Here is a 17,581-nt window from a genome sequence, read left to right as displayed (position 1 = left end):
AATTTTAAAGGAGGCTGCTCTGCCCCGTGAAATACCGGAAAGGTTGGTTAAACCACTGCCTTCCCATCGCCCGTGGCCCGCTTATTTTTGTGCAGGTTCGCCCACGCGCTTGATTTCCCATTGTAACTGGATCCCGCTATGGTCGTAAACCTTTTTCCGCACCTGTTCGCCCAATCCTTCAAGGTCGGCGGCGGTGGCGTCGCCCGTGTTGGTGAGGAAGTTGGAGTGCATCTGGTTCATCTGTGCGCCGCCCAACGTGGCGCCGCGCAGTCCGGCGTCGTCAATCACCTTCCACGCCTTCAGGTCATGGCTGTCGTCAGCGCGCCCCGTGGAGCTGAACCCGGCCGGATTTCGGAACGTACTGCCGGCGGTGCGGTCCTTGGTGGGTTGGGTTTCATCCCGCTTTGCCAGTTGCTCTTCCATCCGCGTCTTCAGCGTTTCGGGGTCACCCTTCGGGGCTTCAAACACCGCCTTGGTGATCACCCAGCCTTCGGGCAACTCGGTCTGGCGATACTGGAAATCCAGGTCAGCCGAGGTGAGCGTAACCCGCTCGCCTGTCCGCGTGATCGCATGCGCTTCGACAAACACATCCGCCACGTAGGATCCGTAACAGCCCGCGTTCATCCGCACCGCGCCGCCAATCGCGCCGGGAATGGTGCGCAGGAAGGTCAGGTCCAGGCCTTGATCTGCCGCCTTGCGGGCCACATGGGCGTCGAGCGCGGCCACCCCTGCGGTCACACGTGTGCCGTCAAATTCAATCCCGTTGAACCCGCGCCCCATGCGGATCACCACGCCGCGAATGCCGCCATCACGCACAATCAGGTTGGATCCGACACCCATGGGAAAGACAGGAATTTCCGCGTCAAGCTGCGACAGGAAATGCGCCAGATCATCCTCGTCCGCCGGCAGGAACAGCCAATCCGCCGGGCCACCCACGCGCATCCAGGTCAGGCTGGCCAGCTCTTTATCGGCCATCAACTGCCCACGAATGTCGATCTGATCAGGCCGTGCCATCGCTTGCCCCTTTCACGCGTTTCACAATACGTCGCCCCAAATAGATCACAGGCCAACGCAACACAACCATGCCAGCCGCCAGAACCAGAAGGGCGGTGCCCCAATCGTGTTCCCACCACGCCAACGCGACAAGGGGCGCGCCGAGCATCATCAGCACATAGGCCAGCGGCCAGTGCTTTTTGTCGGACGGGCGCATCGAGGCGAGTTTTGCGCCGATGATCCAAAGGCAGGCAAAAAGCAGGGTCCAGCTCATCGGCGCCCCCGGTCCGGGGCGCGTCGCTGGGCGCGCATCGGCCGGTTTTGCCAGGTCGTTGGTGCCGTTGATGCAACAGGTGCCGCGATACAGGCCCGAACCGCCATCGTTCACCCCCTGAGCTTTTCCGGCAACCCATTGGCCCAGGCGCTGATGGTCCCTGCCCCCAGGCAGACGACCATGTCACCCGGTTTGGCCTCGGATTTGACCAGAGCTAGCAGGTCTTCTTCGGTAGAGACGGCGTGGGCGTGGCGGTGGCCGTGGCGCACGAGCCCCGCCACCAGATCATCGCGAGAGGCCCCTTCAATGGGCGCTTCGCCTGCGGCAAACACGTCGGCAATGCCCACCACGTCGGCCTCATTGAAACAGGCACAGAACTCTTCAAACAGGTCATGCAGGCGGGTGAAACGGTGGGGCTGATGCACGGCGATCACGCGACCTTCGCAGGCCTGACGCGCGGCTTTCAGAACGGCGGCGATTTCGACCGGGTGGTGACCGTAATCGTCGATGATGGTCACGCCATCCACCTCACCCACTTTGGTGAAGCGCCGGTTCACCCCGCCAAATGCCGCGAGGGCGGCGCGGATTTCATCGCGTTTCATGCCCAAGTGGCGCGCGACGGCCACGGCGGACAAGGCGTTCGACACATTGTGATCGCCCGGCATTGGCAGGGTGCAGCCTTCGATGCGTGCGTTTTCGTGGTGCAACTCGATGTCGAAATGCGCAACGCCAGCTTTATAGGTCAGGTTCACCGCACGTACATCTGCCTGGGCGTTGAAGCCGTAGGTGACGACGCGACGGTCGGTGACCTTGCCCACCAGCGCCTGCACTTCGGGATGATCAGTGCAACACACGGCCAGACCGTAAAACGGGATGTTTGAGACAAAGTCGAGAAAGCCCTGACGCAGCGTATCAAAATCGCCCCAATGCTCCATATGCTCGGGGTCGATATTGGTGACAATGGCAATGGTTGCGGGCAGACGGTTGAAGGTGCCGTCGCTTTCATCGGCTTCAACCACCATCCATTCGCCCTGCCCCATCCGCGCATTTGACCCATAGGCGTGGATGATGCCGCCATTGATCACGGTCGGGTCGATATGCCCATGCACCAGCAGTTCGGCCACCATGGTGGTGGTCGTGGTTTTGCCATGGGTGCCCGCCACCGCGATGTTGGACTTGAGGCGCATCAGTTCGGCGAGCATTTCGGCCCGGCGCACCACGGGAAGGCCACGCGCACGCGCCGTGTCCAGCTCGGGGTTGCCCGGTTTGATGGCGGAAGAAATCACAACCACCTCGGCATTTTCCAGGTTCTCGGCCTTCTGACCGATAAAGATCTTGGCCCCAAGTTCCGCCAACCGGTCGGTGATCTTGGACGCTTTCAGATCCGATCCCTGAATGCGATACCCGTGATTGAGCAACACCTCGGCGATGCCCGACATGCCGATGCCGCCGATGCCAACAAAGTGGATCGCACCCATTTCGGTAGGCAATTTGGTGGCAGCTGCATTCATGATTTTGGTCCTGTCAGGTCTTCGACCAGCGCCACGAGGCGCTCGGTCGCGTCGGGGATGCCCTGTGACAGGGCGGCACGGGCCATTTGGCTGGCCCCTTCGGGATGGTCAAGCACGTTGGCAATCTGGGTCGACAAGACGCCGACATCCAACTGGCTTTCGGGGATGAGAATAGCCGCCTGTGCATCCACCAACCCGCGCGCATTGGCGGTCTGGTGATCTTCGGTGGCATGGGGGTATGGGATCAGGATCGACGGGCGACCAATCACCGAGATATCCGCCACGGACGACGCCCCCGCCCGGCTGATCACCAGCTGCGCTTCGGACATGCGGCGGGGGATGTCGGTGAAAAACGGTTGCACATCGGCACGAATGCCGTGGTCGTTATAAAAGGTCACAACCCGGTCGTGATCTTCCTCGCGCGCTTGGTGGCTGACCGAGATATGGTGAAGCAGATGCGGAGGAAGGGCTGCGATAGCGACTGGCACAGTGTCAGACAAGGCGCGCGCGCCTTGGCTGCCGCCCATCACTAGGATCGACATCGGGTAATCGCCGGGCGAGATATACGGCGCACCCGCGCGCTCCAGAACCGCGCTGCGCACCGGGTTCCCGGTGGGAATAGCGTTGGATCCCTCCGGGGCTTTGGTCGGCCAGGTGCCGCAGGCGACGAAATCCACCTTGTCGGCAAAGCGTTTGTTCACCCGCCCCAAAACGCCATTTTGCTCATGGATCATCCGCGGCAGGCCCAGCATCCAGGCCGCGCCAAGGGCCGGAATGGACGGGTAGCCGCCAAACCCCACAACCGCCGCCGGGCGGTCCCGGCGCAAACGCCACGCCATCGACAACACGCCGCCCAGGATTTTCAGGGGCACCAGGGCTTTGGCCAGAATGCCGCCGCGCGCGAAGGTGGCAGAGCTGACCTCCTCGACCTCAACCACATGCGGGAACCCGCCCGTGTACCGCGCACCGCGCGCATCGGTCGACAGCTTCACCCGCCATCCCTTGCGCAGCATCGCCTCGGCCAGAGCCTGAGCAGGAAACATGTGGCCGCCGGTGCCCCCGGCGGCAATCACGAGAAGAGGTTGGGTTTGGGTCATGTCGGTCTGGTCGCCTGTCAGTGTCGTTGCGTGAACACATCCTGCATCCGGCCCTGTGGGCGCGAACGGGTGAAAGCCAGCAACATACCCAATGCGATGCCGCCTGCAATAAGCGAAGATCCGCCATAGCTCACAAACGGCAAAGTCATGCCTTTGGCGGGCAGCAACCGGACCGCAACCCCCATATTGATCAGCGCCTGAACGCCGAAAATCGCGGCCAGCCCGGCGCCGGCCAGACGGATGAACGTGTCGCGTTCCTGAATGAGGCGCATGAAGCTGCGCACCACGATGGTGGCGTAAAGCAGGATGATCACCAGCACCAGAATGAGCCCGTATTCCTCGGCCGCCACGGCAATGATGAAATCGGTATGCGCATCCGGCAGCGACCATTTCACCTGCCCCTCGCCCACGCCAACCCCAAAGAACCCGCCTTCGCGGATTGCGTTGGTGGCATAGCCCAGCTGGGTCGTCGGGTCGACCTCGGGATTCAGAAACCCGTCAATGCGGCGCGCCACATGTTCGGAATTGTTGTAGGCCACGGTCATGCCAAAGATCACCAGCCCCACCAGCGACACGAGGACAAAGATCGGCGCGCCCGCGAGGAAATACATCACCCCCCAGCTAAACGCGATCAGCGCGGTCTGGCCATAATCCGGCTGCATCACCAGAAAGGCCGCAATCACCACCAGCAGACCCAGCGACATGGCTTTGCCCGGCGGGCCGTTCAACTCATGACTGGCGGCCATCAGCCAGGCGGCCACAATCACAAAGCCGGGTTTCAGAAACTCGGATGGCTGAAACGAGGCGAAACCAAGCGAATACCAGCGCACCGCCCCTTTGCCGAAATCCGTGCCCAGCACCGGCAGCATGACCACTGCGACAAAGGCCAGCGCAAATCCGATTACGCCCAGGCGGCGCACCATTGTGGGGCTTAGCATTGTGGTCGCAAACAAAGTGACCAAGGCCGTGGTGCCAAACAGAAGCTGGCGTTCAACATAGTGGAAATAATCCAGCCCGTTGCGTTCTGCCAGGGGGGGCGACGCGGCCAACCCCAAAAGGATGCCAAGCCCAAACAACACCAGTACGCAGGAAATCGACCATCGGTCGACGGTGCGCCACCAACGGGGAAGAATAGGATCGCCATCCGCTTTCGGGATCGCGCCATACACCATTTCAGTCATGATTGCCGCCTGTCACTGCTTTAAATACCGCTCGTTCTTTGTTGATTTCCCCGGCTTTTTTATTTCTTCGGGATCTTTGCCCCAGCCAGAGACCCCCATCTAAGTGTGGGGTATTGCAGGCAAACTAGCGCATTTTTCCCTTTGCATCCAGCACTTTATCAGGCGGGCACAAAGAGATGCGCGAGGAATTGCCACCCTATCGTCCGGGCGGCGAGACCTGCCGCGCCTTGGTGCTTTCCAGCCCCAGCCGGGTCTCGCGCCACAAGATCACCCCGCCAGCTCCGATGACGATGGCGGCTCCGATCAGGGTTTGCACCTCGGGCCATTCGGCAAAGACCAGATAGCCAAAGAGGATCGCAAAGATCATCGAGGAATAGTCAAACGGCGCAATGGTCGAGGCGTCGGCGTATTTGTAAGCCGAGGTCAAAAGCGCCTGCCCCACGGCCCCCAGACACCCGGCGGCAACCAGATGGCCCCACTGGGTGGGCGTGGGCCAGACCCAACCAAACGGCACGGTAACAAGGGCGGCGAGGCTCGCGCAAATTGCGGCGTATAGTACGACGGTCGAGGGATGGTCTTTGCCCACCAGACGCCGGACCAGGATTTTCGCACTTGCCATGAAACAGGCGGCCCCTAACGCCAGCATGGCGCCAAAGGCGCGCAGCGCGGCCTGCTCATCCGCCCCGTCGGCAAACCCACCCAGCCGCGGCCAGAGGATCACCAAAACCCCGATCAGCCCAGCCGCCACGGCGCTGACCCGGATCAGGCGCACAGGTTCGCGCAGAAAGATGGCGGCCAGCACCGTTGTCAGGATCGGGGCCACATAGAAAATCGCTGTGGCCTCGGGCAGTGGCAGATAGGTGAGCGAGGCAAAGGTCAGCCCCATGGCGCAGGCCCCCATGATGCCACGCAGCACATTGCCTCCCAGGTTCTGCGTCTTCAGCACCACGGGCAGTCGCCCCATCCACCAGATCCAGATTAGAAGAAACGGGATGGACAAAAGCGCGCGAAAAAACACCACTTCCCCCGGCGGCACAGCACCCTGCATCGCCTTGATCAGGCTTTGCATCGACAGGATGAACGCGACGGAGGCGAGTTTTAGGAGTATTCCAGTGCTTTGGGACATCGATCTTGTCTAGAGGGTGACGGCCTGCGCAACAAGGGCGTGTGCAAAAGAAAACGGGCGCCTGGTGTGTATCCCTGGCGCCCGCTTCATTGTCTGTTTCTGCGTTTCTTACGAAATCATCGTCAGCAGCGTGTCGAGGCTGGCCTTGGCATCGCCATAGAACATCCGGGTGTTTTCCTTGAAGAACAAGGGGTTTTCGATGCCCGAATACCCCGTGCCCTGACCGCGTTTCGACACGAACACCTGTTTGGCTTTCCAGCATTCCAGAACCGGCATCCCGGCGATCGGGCTGTTCGGATCTTCCTGCGCGGCCGGGTTCACGATGTCGTTCGACCCGATCACGATGGCCACATCCGTGTCCGGGAAGTCGTCATTGATCTCGTCCATTTCCAGCACGATGTCATACGGCACTTTGGCCTCGGCCAAGAGCACGTTCATGTGGCCCGGCAGACGGCCTGCCACCGGGTGGATCGCAAAGCGCACTTCTTTGCCCTTGGCGCGCAAACGGCGGGTCAGTTCCGCCACGTTTTGCTGTGCCTGAGCAACCGCCATGCCGTAGCCCGGGATGATCACCACGCTGTCCGCGTCTTCCAGAGCTGCCGCCACGCCTTCGGCGTCAATGGCGACCTGTTCGCCCTCGATTTCCATCGCCGGACCAGCTTCGCCGCCGAACCCACCAAGGATCACCGAGATGAAGCTGCGGTTCATCGCCTTACACATGATGTAGCTGAGGATCGCACCGGACGAGCCCACCAGCGCGCCAACCACGATCAAAAGGTCATTGCCCAGCGAGAAGCCGATGGCAGCTGCGGCCCAGCCCGAATAGGAGTTCAGCATCGACACAACAACTGGCATGTCCGCGCCGCCAATGCCCATAATCAGGTGGTAGCCGATGAAGAGCGCCGCAACGGTCAGGATGATCAGCGGCAGAAGCGCACCGGAATTGAGGTACCAAATCAGGCAGATCAGCGACAGGCCAGCGGCTGTGGCGTTCAGGATATGCCCGCCCGGCAGTTTGGTTGCCGCCGAGGTCACCTTGCCCGCCAGTTTGCCATAGGCAATCACCGACCCGGTGAAGGTCACCGCGCCAATCCAGATCCCCAGCGACAGCTCCACCTTCAGGATCGCGATCTCGATCGGCTCCTTCTTGGCCACAAGCATCGCAAAAGTGCCCTCAAGGGTTTCCCCCGCGGCCTTGGCGGCCTCAACCAGATTGATGGTCATTTCCGCGTTGAAGCCCACAAACACCGCGGCCAGACCGACCAGCGAGTGCATCGCGGCGACAAGTTGCGGCATTTCGGTCATCTGAACGCGCTGCGCCACAAAGGTGCCGATCACGCCGCCAATGGCGATCAGGATGATCGACAGCCACCACAGGCCCGCGCCGGGGCCAATCAGGGTGGCAAACACCGCCAGCGCCATGCCGACAATGCCATACCACACCGCGCGTTTCGCGCTTTCCTGTCCCGACAAGCCGCCCAGCGACAGGATGAACAGAACGCCAGCCACCACATAGGCTGCCATGGTAAACGAATTTTCCATTGTCCCTGCCCTTCCTTAAGATTTCTGGAACATGGCGAGCATGCGCCGGGTGACCAGGAAGCCACCGAAGATGTTGATACCGGCCATGAAGACCGAAAGCGCCGCGAGCAGCCCCACGAGGAACCCGCCAGACCCGATCTGGATCAGCGCGCCAAGAATGATGATCGAGGAGATAGCGTTGGTCACCGCCATCAAGGGCGTGTGCAGCGAATGCGCCACGTTCCAGATCACCTGGAAGCCGATGAAGACCGACAGGACAAACACGATGAAGTGCTGCATGAAGCTGGCCGGCATATCCGGGATCAGCCCCACGCCCATGATCAGACCTGCGCCAATGGCAAGCAGGGTCACCTGGTTCTTGGTTTGTTGTTTAAAGTCAGCCAGTTCCTTGGCTTTCTTCTCTTCCGGGGTCAGCTCCGGCACCACCTCTTTCGGCTTGGCGGCAATCGCCTGCACCTTGGGCGGCGGTGGTGGGAAGGTGATCTCGCCCTGATGGGTCACGGTTGCACCGCGGATCACGTCATCTTCCATATCATGGTTGATCTGACCGTCCTTTTCCGGGGTCAGGTCGGACATCATATGCCGGATGTTGTTGGCGTAAAGCGTCGAGGATTGCGTCGCCATCCGCGAGGGGAAATCGGTGTAGCCGATGATGGTCACGCCATTGTCGGTCACGACCTTTTCGTCGGCCACGGTGCCCTCGGCATTGCCGCCCTTTTCCGCCGCAAGATCAACAATCACCGAGCCCGGCTTCATCGCCTTGATCATGTCCTCAAGCCACAGCTTGGGGGCTTCGCGGTTGGGGATCAGCGCGGTGGTGATCACAATGTCCATCTCGGGGGCGAGCTCGCGGAACTTGGCCAGCTGGGCTTCGCGAAACTCCGGGCTGGAGACAGACGCATAGCCACCGGTGGCGGCGCCATCCTGCTGTTCTTCTTCGAAATCGAGATAGACGAACTCGGCGCCCATCGATTCCACCTGCTCGGCCACTTCGGGGCGCACATCAAACGCATAGGTGATCGCGCCCAGCGAGGTCGAGGTGCCAATGGCGGCCAGACCGGCCACACCGGCGCCAACCACCAGAACCTTTGCGGGCGGCACCTTACCGGCGGCGGTCACCTGACCGGTGAAGAACCGGCCGAAATTGTTGCCCGCTTCGATCACCGCGCGATAGCCCGCGATATTGGCCATCGACGACAGGGCGTCCATTTTCTGGGCGCGCGAAATGCGCGGCACCATTTCCATGGCAATCACATTGGCGCCGGATTTCTTGGCCTTTTCCATGCCACCTTCATTCCCACCGGGATTGAAGAAGGAAATCAAGGTCTTATCCTTGTTCAGGCGCTTGAGCTCCGTATCATTGGGTTGGCGCACCTTGGCGATGATATCTGCCTCTTTCCACAGGGCGGCCGCGGTCTTGGCAATCTCGACCCCTGCGTCCTTGTAGGCTTCATCAGAGAACCCGGCGGCCTGACCGGCCTTGGTTTCAATGATGCATTCATATCCGAGTTTCTGAAGCAACTTGGCGCTGTCCGGGGTCATCGCGACCCGGTTTTCACCGTCGAAGACTTCCTTTGGAGTACCGATCTTCACGTGTCTTTTCCTCTTCTCCCATCATTGGGGGGATGTGGGTTTAGCCCTGTCCTGCCCCAGATTTTATCGCGTGATCCCGCTGACCATACGCAGGCGCAGCGCAATATACTATCCTTTTTCGCCGCATTGCGACAATTTTGTTTCAAAAACCATCACAGCCAACGGCGCGTTTTTCCGGCCCAAACTTCAAACTCGGCACCAAATCTCGCCCGCAACCCCCGCTCTTCCCCCTTGATAAACCTGTGTGTAATCAAAAGGATGAACAAAGGAACCAGGGGCAGCGCAAGAGGCGCGCCCCACCAAAGGATTGCGCTGAAAAGCACAAGGGCATCCCCCAGATAGATCGGATTGCGGGACAGTCGATAAATGCCGCGTTGCAGAAACGCACTGGGAATCTGGCGGGGAATGATCGTGGTTTTGGCCCGCAGAAACTCCCACATCGCTGCGGCCATAATGATCAGGCCAAGCCCGGCAAGCCCCACCCCAACAGCTTTCATCCAGGGCAAGTCAACCGTGATGCCAGGAAAAAGCCGCGCGATCGCGAAGGCCAAAGCCATCATTCCCAACAGCCAAACAGGGGGAAGATCCAACACCTTCATGGTCTTTTCGCGACTCTTTTCCACTCGTTTCCGCCAACCAAACCTCTTGTAACATTTACGCAAGGATTGGCAATCCATTCCAACGGGTGAAGGGCATGACGCTGCGGACCTTCCGGGTCTGAGGTCCGCAGCGGCCAGCAGGATCAGTGCGCAGGCTTGATGAATGTTCCGTTTCTGAGATCCGCCATGGCCTGGCGCAGTTCGTCGCGCGTGTTCATGACAATTGGTCCATGCCACGCAACAGGTTCACGAATGGGCGCACCGGCGACCAGAAGAAAGCGCACCCCTTCCGGACCAGCCTGCACCCGGATGTCATCCCCGGCGCCGAAGCGAAGCACGGTCCGGTTGCCGGACAGGTCGCGGATGTTGACCTCTTGCCCCATCACCTCTTTTTCCAGGAGCACACCTTGGGGCGGGGCCGTATCATCGAACACACCGCCCCCTTCGAACACATAGGCAAAGGCCTGACGCCGGGTATCGATGGGCAAGGTGCGGGTGACGCCGGCAGGGATCGAGATATCAAGATAAAGCGGATCGGCGGCGATGCCGTCCACCGGACCTTTGCGATCCCAGAAAGTTCCGACAATCACGCGAACGACGGTCCCGTCATCTTCCTGAATGACGGGGATTTCGGCCGAGGGCACGTCCTGATAATTGGGGGCGGTCATCTTCAGGTCACGCGGCAGGTTGGCCCAAAGTTGAAACCCGTGCATCTGGCCTATGGTGTTCGCGATCGGCATTTCCTGATGCAGGATGCCAGATCCCGCCGTCATCCATTGCACATCCCCGGCCCCAAGCCGCCCGGCATTGCCAAGACTGTCTTCGTGCTCCACTTCCCCCGCCAGAACATAGGTGATTGTTTCGATGCCGCGATGGGGATGCCAGGGAAACCCTGGTTGCGACAAGGCGGGGTCATCTGTGCGGAAATCGTCAAACAGCAGGAAAGGGTCATAGGCGTCGGGGGCGTGAAACCCGAAGGCGCGGTGCAGGTGCACCCCTGCCCCTTCGATGGTTGGGGTGGCAGAATTGGACGACAGAATGGGTCGGATCGACATGGGAACCTCCTAACGGATGCGGATTGCGTCGCGTTCCAAATTTAAGAGCTCTTTGTCTTTGAACCAATCTGCGCAAATCGGCAAAGGTCTTTGCAAAAATGCACAAAAGGCGCCGTGGCGCCTTTTGTTCGTGTCTGCATCCCGGATCAGGTTGGGTTGCAATCTGCGTTTTCAAAACAGATTTTTGGGGCGTCACGAGGTTTGGTGATAACGAGGTCGGTCATTTCCACAGGATAGATCCCATGCCAATCCCCGTGAAATGGCGGGATGTACGGCGCTTTGGTTTCCACCATCAGCAGATATTCACCCTGATACATCTTGGGAATGAGGTCTTTGTAATGCGCACGAAGCTGTGACGTGGTCAGGTGCCTATTCCAATTCTGGTCGCGAGACCCTGCCACGACAAGTCTGCGATTGGCCTTGTCACAATTCCTTTTGCAACGCACAACAGTCACAGCCACCCAACTGTTGGGCGAACTTTGTGTCAGGTAACGGAACAGTTTTCCCGCCCCTTTCAGCTCTGTCTTCAAAATGTTGTCATCCCGGGACAGCATATCGGAAATGGCATAATTCGCCTTCAGCGATTGGCTTTTCGCCCGAAAGAGATCGAAATAGGTGTAGGTTGCCATGAAGACCACAAGGATCACCGGCAGGATGATCACCGCCTCGACCGACAATGAGCCGTCGTCGCGTTTCAGGAAATTGCGGAGTGTCAAAAACATCTTTCTTTTCCTTCTTACGGTTCAGCCACATAGGTGGACCAGGCCGCCATGACAGATCCCCCTGACGGATCAAGCGGCATGTCGATCACCAAGGGGGTCGGGGCGAAAAACGGATCCATGACCAGACAGGCCCGCACCAGGGTGGGAACAGCATCCCCCCCGGGCGCAAACAGCAAATTGCCCGGATCGACCCCATCCACCCTGTTGCGGCAGGGAATGGCCCCTGTCGGCAGATCCCAAGTGGTTTGCGAAATGCCACGGACGTCCACGGCAAGATCCGTGGTGCAGGTCGGGAAAAAGATCATCTCGCTGCACATGCGGCGCTTCAACTCGTCGGTGGTGGCGGGGGAAAGCGTTCCCAACCGCAACAAGCGGATATTGACGTCCAGTGCCCGTTCCAAAAGCACCGACCGCATGGTGTAGATGCCGATTTCAAACGAGGTCAGGAACAGGGTCATGAAGGCCGGAAACAGGATCACGAATTCAATCGTGGCATTGCCCTTTTCGCCGCGGATCCGCCGCCAGAGTGATCTAAGACGTTTCATCGCAATCCCCTGCTCATTTGGTCAAGCGCAACTTAGCGATGTTCTGGCCAATGGTTGAGAAGGTCTCCACAAGGTCAACACCTTCGACCTTGAAATAGTACCCCTCCCCAGAGGAACACTTCTCCAAAACACTGCCACCTGTGCCACCGCCGTCGGTTTCCAGCTCGATGGTGTAGATATCAATACCGGCCGTCTTGGCTTTGTCACACAGCGCCAACAGACGCTCGTCCTTGTTGTCATCCGTATCGGTATAGTATCGAACGTCACCACCGGAATCGGCCATATATTGGCCTGAGCGGTTGATCCACACGCCAGGCGGATCATTCTTGACACTGGTGGTCGGGGATTTGGGCATTTTCATCCACCAGCCCCAACGCTTCTTCAACCAGACCTCTTGCCAGGTGAGCTTCACGGCCGGGCCGCGTTCGGTTCCCCATCCATTGCAACCCCAATAGCGGCGGTCGCGACAATAGGAAGCCCCGTCGTTTTCCCCATAAGGGTGATCCATGAACTGTCCGTTATAAGGCCAGACACTGTCATTGTAGAGGAATGGCCAGAACCATTGATCGTCACTGTCCGTGTCCGGGTCGTTTTCGTAATGGATGCTCATCCGGTTTGTGTCCCCGTCATTCCCGATCCACACGCGCGATGGCCCGGAACGGTATTCATCGTACAAATAGGGCTGCCGGGTGTTTTCCCCATCCGTCATCAGAACAACAACCTTCTGGCTGTTCTCGGCACCAAAGTTTCGCGGACGCCCCAGGAACGAACTGTCCACCACCTTGTCGATGATAAGCCCGTCCACCACCGAACGGACCGACGGGTCAAGAAGGGTCACCCCCCATTTCAGACCAATATCACTTGAGGTCCAGCCGCCATGTTGCAGCGCATCAATCCGTGTCGCCAACGCTGTGTGCGAGGTTGATAGCGGTGTGATTTCACGCCAGCTTTGCGTCTTGCAGGGAAAGCGGCTTGAACTCGGGCTTTCGTATCTGGAGGATGTAGATCCATCGAAGACGCCGGTTTGGCGGATATCCAGGTTTGCATTGAACGCCGTGGTGGTGAACTCATCCTCATAAAAGCTTGCACAATAAGACAAATCATGCGCGCCCTGCCGTCTGAATTTCTTCAGCAGCCCTGCCCCAGCAACAACCTGCTGCTCATAGGGCACCAAGGACACGGATGTGGTGCCGGCAGGCATGATGCAATCCGTGGTCTGATCTGGTTTGTTCGGGTTGCACAACAGGATATTCACGAATTTTTTCGCGGCTCTCTTCAGCTCGTACATCTTGGATTGCCCCGTGCTGGACGGGTCCCCCATCGAGCCGGAAATATCCACGACCAAAGACACTTCGGACAGGCCCGCAGATTGTGCTGCTGTTGCGCTGCCGACGGCGTCAAACCCCTTACCGCCGATAAACTGCAGCAATAATGGCTCGACATGCAATCGTGCCTCTGCCGACACTTCGCTGGCTGTGCCAGAGGCTTCGACCTTAATGTCGTCTTCAGAGATATAAGCCCCCAGACCGGCACTGGTGAAATAGGACATCACCACGTCTTTGCGGTCCTGAATGGCACCGGGCGTCTGGTTGGGATGGGCGGCGGCCAGCACGGCACGGTCGGTTGTGGCCTGCACACGCGTGCGTTGGGCTTCGTAAACCATCAGATCCACACCAAACCCGCCGATGATCAGCATCCCGATGATCAGAAACAGGGAGAAGATGATCAAGGATCCGTCCTCTTCGCGCCGAAACCGGGCAAAGTGTCGGACAATGCGCGTCCTCGCGCGGTCCATCGGTTGGTTTTTCCGAGTTTTCCAATCTGCAAACCGCATCCTGAAATCCCCTTTCCTTGCAAAAGGCCCTTCGCTGGCGCGGCTGAAATCGTCCGCACCAGGGCCACCCAATCCCTACTCGAAAGGAGTTAACCCTATCCTTGTGGCAAAATTAGGGCGCAAACAATGCAGTTCACATTTGCCAAAACGCCTTAGCAACCGTTTGTTTTCAATTGGATTTGGTCCCAAGCTGAATTCCAGAACAAATCTTCACATTTCCCATTTTCGGGATGTGTTGTTAACCAAAGCGGCATAGGGTGTGCGTGAAAGTGACGCAGGCATCGATTCGCCTGCGGAGTCATCGGTCAGCAGTCAGGAGCACCCAAATGACCTCAACACAAGAACCTTCTTTCCGTGAATCCGTAGACCTGATGTTCGACCGCGCGGTCGAGATCATGGATCTGCCCCCCGGTTTGAAGCAGAAGATCCGCGTCTGTAACGCCACTTATACCGTGCGTTTCGGGGTGCGCCTGCGCGGCGAGATCAAGACCTTCGTGGGCTACCGGTCGGTGCATTCCGAACATATGGAGCCGGTCAAGGGCGGGATCCGCTACGCCAGCGCCGTGAACCAGGATGAGGTGGAGGCGCTTGCCGCCCTGATGACCTATAAATGTGCGCTGGTGGAAACCCCCTTTGGCGGGTCCAAAGGCGGTCTGTGCATCGATCCGCGCGAATATGAAGAGCATGAGCTTGAACTGATCACCCGCCGCTTTGCCTATGAGCTGGCCAAGCGCGACCTGATCAACCCGTCGCAAAACGTCCCTGCCCCCGATATGGGCACGGGTGAACGGGAAATGGCCTGGATCGCCGACCAATACGCACGGATGAACACCACCGACATCAACGCCAAGGCCTGTGTGACCGGCAAACCGCCCCACGCGGGGGGGATCTCGGGCCGGGTCGAGGCCACCGGGCGCGGCGTGCAATACGCCCTGCGCGAGTTTTTCCGCCATGAGAAAGACAAGGAAATGGCAGGCCTGTCGGGCAAGCTGGCTGACAAACGCATCGTCGTGCAGGGGCTGGGCAATGTGGGCTATCACGCGGCGAAATTCCTGTCGGAAGAAGACCACGCGCTGATCACCGGCATTATCGAACGCGATGGAGCCTTGGTCGATGACCATGGTCTGGACGTCGAAGCCGTGCGCAACTGGATCGGCGCCAATGGCGGTGTGAAAGGTTTCCCGAATGCAGAATATGTCGAAAACGGCAAAGAGGTTCTGGAAAAGGACTGCGACATCCTGATCCCGGCCGCGCTGGAAGGGGTGATTGACCTGTCCAACGCCGATCGCATCAAAGCCCCGTTGATCATTGAGGCCGCAAATGGCCCGGTGACCGCGGGGGCCGATGATGTGCTGCGCGAAAAGGGCACAGTTATCATCCCCGACATGTATGCCAACGCAGGTGGTGTGACCGTGTCCTACTTCGAGTGGGTCAAGAACCTCAGCCATATCCGCTTTGGCCGGATGCAGCGCCGCCAGGAAGAGGCGCGTCACCAGCTGGTGGTGGACGAATTGGAACGGCTCGACCGCTATCTGGGCGACGCCTGGTCGATGACCCCGCAATTCAAGGAGAAATACCTGCGCGGCGCGGATGAGCTGGAGCTGGTGCGCTCGGGTCTCGATGACACGATGCGGACCGCCTATCAGGCAATGCGCGAAGTGTGGCATTCGCGCGATGACGTGCCGGATCTGCGCATGGCGGCCTATATCGTATCGATCGACCGGATCGCAAAAAGCTATCGCGCCAAAGGGCTCTGATCGCGTTCAATACCAAAGTCACGCGAAAGCGCCGATCTCTTACAGGGTCGGCGCTTTTTGCGTTTGTGCGTCGCGGGTGTTGCCGGATAGTGCAACCGGATGCCCCTTTCCCCAGACTTTGGCAGCATCGCGCGCCAACAAGCGCGCCTCAACCGCGTTCAGATTTGCAATTGCCCCCTGCGCACATCCCCCATTCTCCCTGAGCGCCTTGTGCCAGGCTGCCAGAACCGGCCTGGCCGCCCATTGCAATGCCGCTTGGGACAACCATCGACGCAGCTCCGGGGGCAAAGCATCATATTCCTGCATCGGCGGACGGCGAGAGCGTTTCCGGCGCAAGCTGGTATTCAGGTTTTGTCGCGACGTTTGACCCATTTTAACCTCTGCTTGCGGTGGCCCATCGTGTTCCGCAATGTTATTTCATAACATCTCCTGTCCCACAAGCGACGACCTTGATCCACGCAGGTCTACTTTCGCAAAAGATCTGCCTGGGCCGCATCCTGAATGGCCCAGTACTGCAACGCATCGCGTATCCCCGTCGCAGCATCCTTTCGCCAATCCGGTGAAACCATTTTGGCCAGATCCTTTGGCGAGGACATAAACCCCAGCTCGATCAGGACCGAAGGAATATCTGCGGCTTTCAACACCGAAAACCCGGCCTGAAGTCTTGGGTTCTTGTAGATCGACCCGGTGGCGGAATGTATGCCTTCGACCAGCGCATCGGCCAAAGCATTCGAACGCGGCGCATTGTTGGTGCGGGCCAGATCCATCAGGACCAGGGCCACTTCATCGTCGTGACGGCTCAGATCGACACCTGCCAAAAGATCACCACGATTGTGCCGCTCCGCCAGTTTTTCCGACGCCACATTGGACGCCTCTTGAGACAGCGTATAAACGGTGGCCCCTGTGGCGCGCCCTTGTGCCAGGGCGTCTGCATGCAAAGACAAGAACACATCGGCCCCGGCCCGGCGCGCAATCAGGACCCGTTCCTCCAGCGAAACAAAGTGGTCCTCTTCGCGGGTCAGCACAATTTCGAACCCACCGCTGCGCAACAACACATCCCGAAGTTCTTTCGCAAAGGTCAGCATCAGGTCTGCTTCAACCACCCCATCGCGCGATGCACCCGGATCAATGCCACCGTGACCGGGGTCGAGAACCACAACCAACGGCCCATCGCCCCGCTGCCGGGTTGAGACAGGAGCAACCGGCAGGATCGTCTGTTCTGCGGCGACCGCCTCTGGCACCCCCGCCTCTTGGGCAAACACGTCATCCGAAACAGATTTCAACCCCAGTATCATCCGGGTCACGCCATCATCGCTGCGCATTTCCGATTGCATGACCGAGAAGGGCGCGTTCAGGTCCAGCACAAGGCGTGACCACCCAGGACGATAAAGACCCGCGCGCAAATCAGCGATCTTGTCGCTTTCGTAAAGCACCGCCTCGCGGTCCAGCCCGGTCCAGTCCAGTTCGGAAAAATCAATGACCAAGCGGCGCGGTTGATCCAGGGTGAAAACGCGCCAGGGCACCGGGCGGGTCATTTCGATCGTCAGATCAAGCCCGCCCCAGTTGCTGTCGACCACGACCCCATTTCCAGATAGCCGCGCCAGGGCCGAAAGCCCGCCATCTGATGAGGTTGTAGACTGCGCCAGGGCCATCAGCGGCAGGCTTAGCAGAACACAAATTGTCGAGATGAATAGGCGAACATTACGCACCGGGCTGCTCCTGACACATGTTTTTCGGGCGATCATATCAGAC

The 17,581-nt window shown here is 59.3% G+C and carries 16 protein-coding genes; 1 reads left to right on the top strand and 15 read right to left on the bottom strand.

Annotated elements, in window-relative coordinates; translation table 11 throughout:
* Nucleotides 1-81: 81 nt before the first annotated feature.
* The 13 genes from murB to ACP15V_RS06995 form a co-directional block, all read right to left on the bottom strand.
* Nucleotides 82-1,014 carry a UDP-N-acetylmuramate dehydrogenase gene (gene murB / locus ACP15V_RS07055; protein ID WP_424942968.1) on the bottom strand — a complete coding sequence of 311 codons (933 nt, stop codon included), beginning with the start codon at nucleotides 1,012-1,014 and terminating at the stop codon, nucleotides 82-84.
* Nucleotides 1,001-1,381 (bottom strand): DUF2484 family protein, encoded by a 381-nt coding sequence (locus ACP15V_RS07050; protein ID WP_424942967.1) that lies wholly within the window; start codon nucleotides 1,379-1,381, stop codon nucleotides 1,001-1,003. Before ACP15V_RS07050 ends, murB begins: the two co-directional genes overlap by 14 nt.
* Entirely contained in the window at nucleotides 1,378-2,778 is a 1,401-nt protein-coding gene (murC, locus tag ACP15V_RS07045) for a UDP-N-acetylmuramate--L-alanine ligase (protein WP_424942966.1), read from the bottom strand. The genes ACP15V_RS07050 and murC overlap by 4 nt, the downstream gene beginning before the upstream one ends.
* Nucleotides 2,775-3,875, bottom strand: a complete 1,101-nt coding sequence (locus tag ACP15V_RS07040; protein WP_424942965.1) for a UDP-N-acetylglucosamine--N-acetylmuramyl-(pentapeptide) pyrophosphoryl-undecaprenol N-acetylglucosamine transferase — start codon at nucleotides 3,873-3,875, stop codon at nucleotides 2,775-2,777. The genes murC and ACP15V_RS07040 overlap by 4 nt, the downstream gene beginning before the upstream one ends.
* 17 nt (nucleotides 3,876-3,892) lie before the next feature.
* Nucleotides 3,893-5,056 (bottom strand): putative lipid II flippase FtsW, encoded by a 1,164-nt coding sequence (gene ftsW / locus ACP15V_RS07035; RefSeq protein ID WP_424942964.1) that lies wholly within the window; start codon nucleotides 5,054-5,056, stop codon nucleotides 3,893-3,895.
* Nucleotides 5,057-5,252: 196 nt separating this feature from the next.
* Nucleotides 5,253-6,182 carry a DMT family transporter gene (locus ACP15V_RS07030; RefSeq protein ID WP_424942963.1) on the bottom strand — a complete coding sequence of 310 codons (930 nt, stop codon included), beginning with the start codon at nucleotides 6,180-6,182 and terminating at the stop codon, nucleotides 5,253-5,255.
* Between the two features lie 108 nt (nucleotides 6,183-6,290).
* Nucleotides 6,291-7,724 carry an NAD(P)(+) transhydrogenase (Re/Si-specific) subunit beta gene (locus tag ACP15V_RS07025; RefSeq protein WP_424942962.1) on the bottom strand — a complete coding sequence of 478 codons (1,434 nt, stop codon included), beginning with the start codon at nucleotides 7,722-7,724 and terminating at the stop codon, nucleotides 6,291-6,293.
* Between the two features lie 15 nt (nucleotides 7,725-7,739).
* Complete coding sequence (locus ACP15V_RS07020) at nucleotides 7,740-9,317, bottom strand: Re/Si-specific NAD(P)(+) transhydrogenase subunit alpha (RefSeq protein WP_424942961.1); 1,578 nt, start codon at nucleotides 9,315-9,317, stop codon at nucleotides 7,740-7,742.
* Between the two features lie 152 nt (nucleotides 9,318-9,469).
* The gene (locus tag ACP15V_RS07015; protein WP_424942960.1) at nucleotides 9,470-9,940 is read right to left on the bottom strand and encodes a methyltransferase; all 471 of its coding nucleotides are present in this window, start codon (nucleotides 9,938-9,940) and stop codon (nucleotides 9,470-9,472) included.
* A gap of 119 nt (nucleotides 9,941-10,059) precedes the next feature.
* Entirely contained in the window at nucleotides 10,060-10,971 is a 912-nt protein-coding gene (locus ACP15V_RS07010) for a pirin family protein (RefSeq protein ID WP_424942959.1), read from the bottom strand.
* A gap of 146 nt (nucleotides 10,972-11,117) precedes the next feature.
* A complete protein-coding gene (locus tag ACP15V_RS07005) occupies nucleotides 11,118-11,693 on the bottom strand; it encodes a TadE/TadG family type IV pilus assembly protein (protein ID WP_424942958.1) in 576 nt (191 codons plus the stop codon).
* A gap of 14 nt (nucleotides 11,694-11,707) precedes the next feature.
* Nucleotides 11,708-12,238, bottom strand: coding sequence for a TadE/TadG family type IV pilus assembly protein (locus tag ACP15V_RS07000; RefSeq protein ID WP_424942957.1), 531 nt, complete (start codon nucleotides 12,236-12,238; stop codon nucleotides 11,708-11,710).
* A 13-nt stretch (nucleotides 12,239-12,251) separates the two neighbouring features.
* Nucleotides 12,252-13,967, bottom strand: coding sequence for a pilus assembly protein TadG-related protein (locus tag ACP15V_RS06995; protein ID WP_424942956.1), 1,716 nt, complete (start codon nucleotides 13,965-13,967; stop codon nucleotides 12,252-12,254).
* A 431-nt stretch (nucleotides 13,968-14,398) separates the two neighbouring features.
* Between ACP15V_RS06995 and ACP15V_RS06990 the strand changes: the two genes are divergently transcribed.
* The gene (locus tag ACP15V_RS06990) at nucleotides 14,399-15,829 is read left to right on the top strand and encodes a Glu/Leu/Phe/Val family dehydrogenase (protein WP_424942955.1); all 1,431 of its coding nucleotides are present in this window, start codon (nucleotides 14,399-14,401) and stop codon (nucleotides 15,827-15,829) included.
* A 39-nt stretch (nucleotides 15,830-15,868) separates the two neighbouring features.
* On the opposite strand, the gene ACP15V_RS06985 is transcribed toward ACP15V_RS06990, so the two are convergent.
* Entirely contained in the window at nucleotides 15,869-16,201 is a 333-nt protein-coding gene (locus ACP15V_RS06985) for a DUF6525 family protein (RefSeq protein ID WP_424942954.1), read from the bottom strand.
* A gap of 92 nt (nucleotides 16,202-16,293) precedes the next feature.
* Nucleotides 16,294-17,538 carry an N-acetylmuramoyl-L-alanine amidase gene (locus tag ACP15V_RS06980; RefSeq protein ID WP_424942953.1) on the bottom strand — a complete coding sequence of 415 codons (1,245 nt, stop codon included), beginning with the start codon at nucleotides 17,536-17,538 and terminating at the stop codon, nucleotides 16,294-16,296.
* Between the last annotated feature and the right edge of the window lie 43 nt (nucleotides 17,539-17,581).

It is taken from the genome of Aliiroseovarius crassostreae, assembly GCF_049803815.1.
Lineage (GTDB): Bacteria > Pseudomonadota > Alphaproteobacteria > Rhodobacterales > Rhodobacteraceae > Aliiroseovarius > Aliiroseovarius crassostreae_A.
This window is presented reverse-complemented; position numbering and strand designations above follow the sequence as displayed.

Excerpts from the sequence above, each read along its gene's own strand:
- murB (WP_424942968.1), bottom strand. The coding sequence starts at position 1,014 with ATGGCACGGCCTGATCAGATCGACATTCGTGGGCAGTTGATGGCCGAT.
- murC (WP_424942966.1), bottom strand. The coding sequence starts at position 2,778 with ATGAATGCAGCTGCCACCAAATTGCCTACCGAAATGGGTGCGATCCAC.
- ACP15V_RS07040 (WP_424942965.1), bottom strand. The coding sequence starts at position 3,875 with ATGACCCAAACCCAACCTCTTCTCGTGATTGCCGCCGGGGGCACCGGC.
- ftsW (WP_424942964.1), bottom strand. The coding sequence starts at position 5,056 with ATGACTGAAATGGTGTATGGCGCGATCCCGAAAGCGGATGGCGATCCT.
- ACP15V_RS07030 (WP_424942963.1), bottom strand. The coding sequence starts at position 6,182 with ATGTCCCAAAGCACTGGAATACTCCTAAAACTCGCCTCCGTCGCGTTC.
- ACP15V_RS07025 (WP_424942962.1), bottom strand. The coding sequence starts at position 7,724 with ATGGAAAATTCGTTTACCATGGCAGCCTATGTGGTGGCTGGCGTTCTG.
- ACP15V_RS07010 (WP_424942959.1), bottom strand. The coding sequence starts at position 10,971 with ATGTCGATCCGACCCATTCTGTCGTCCAATTCTGCCACCCCAACCATC.
- ACP15V_RS07005 (WP_424942958.1), bottom strand. The coding sequence starts at position 11,693 with ATGTTTTTGACACTCCGCAATTTCCTGAAACGCGACGACGGCTCATTG.
- ACP15V_RS07000 (WP_424942957.1), bottom strand. The coding sequence starts at position 12,238 with ATGAAACGTCTTAGATCACTCTGGCGGCGGATCCGCGGCGAAAAGGGC.
- ACP15V_RS06990 (WP_424942955.1), top strand. The coding sequence starts at position 14,399 with ATGACCTCAACACAAGAACCTTCTTTCCGTGAATCCGTAGACCTGATG.
- ACP15V_RS06985 (WP_424942954.1), bottom strand. The coding sequence starts at position 16,201 with ATGGGTCAAACGTCGCGACAAAACCTGAATACCAGCTTGCGCCGGAAA.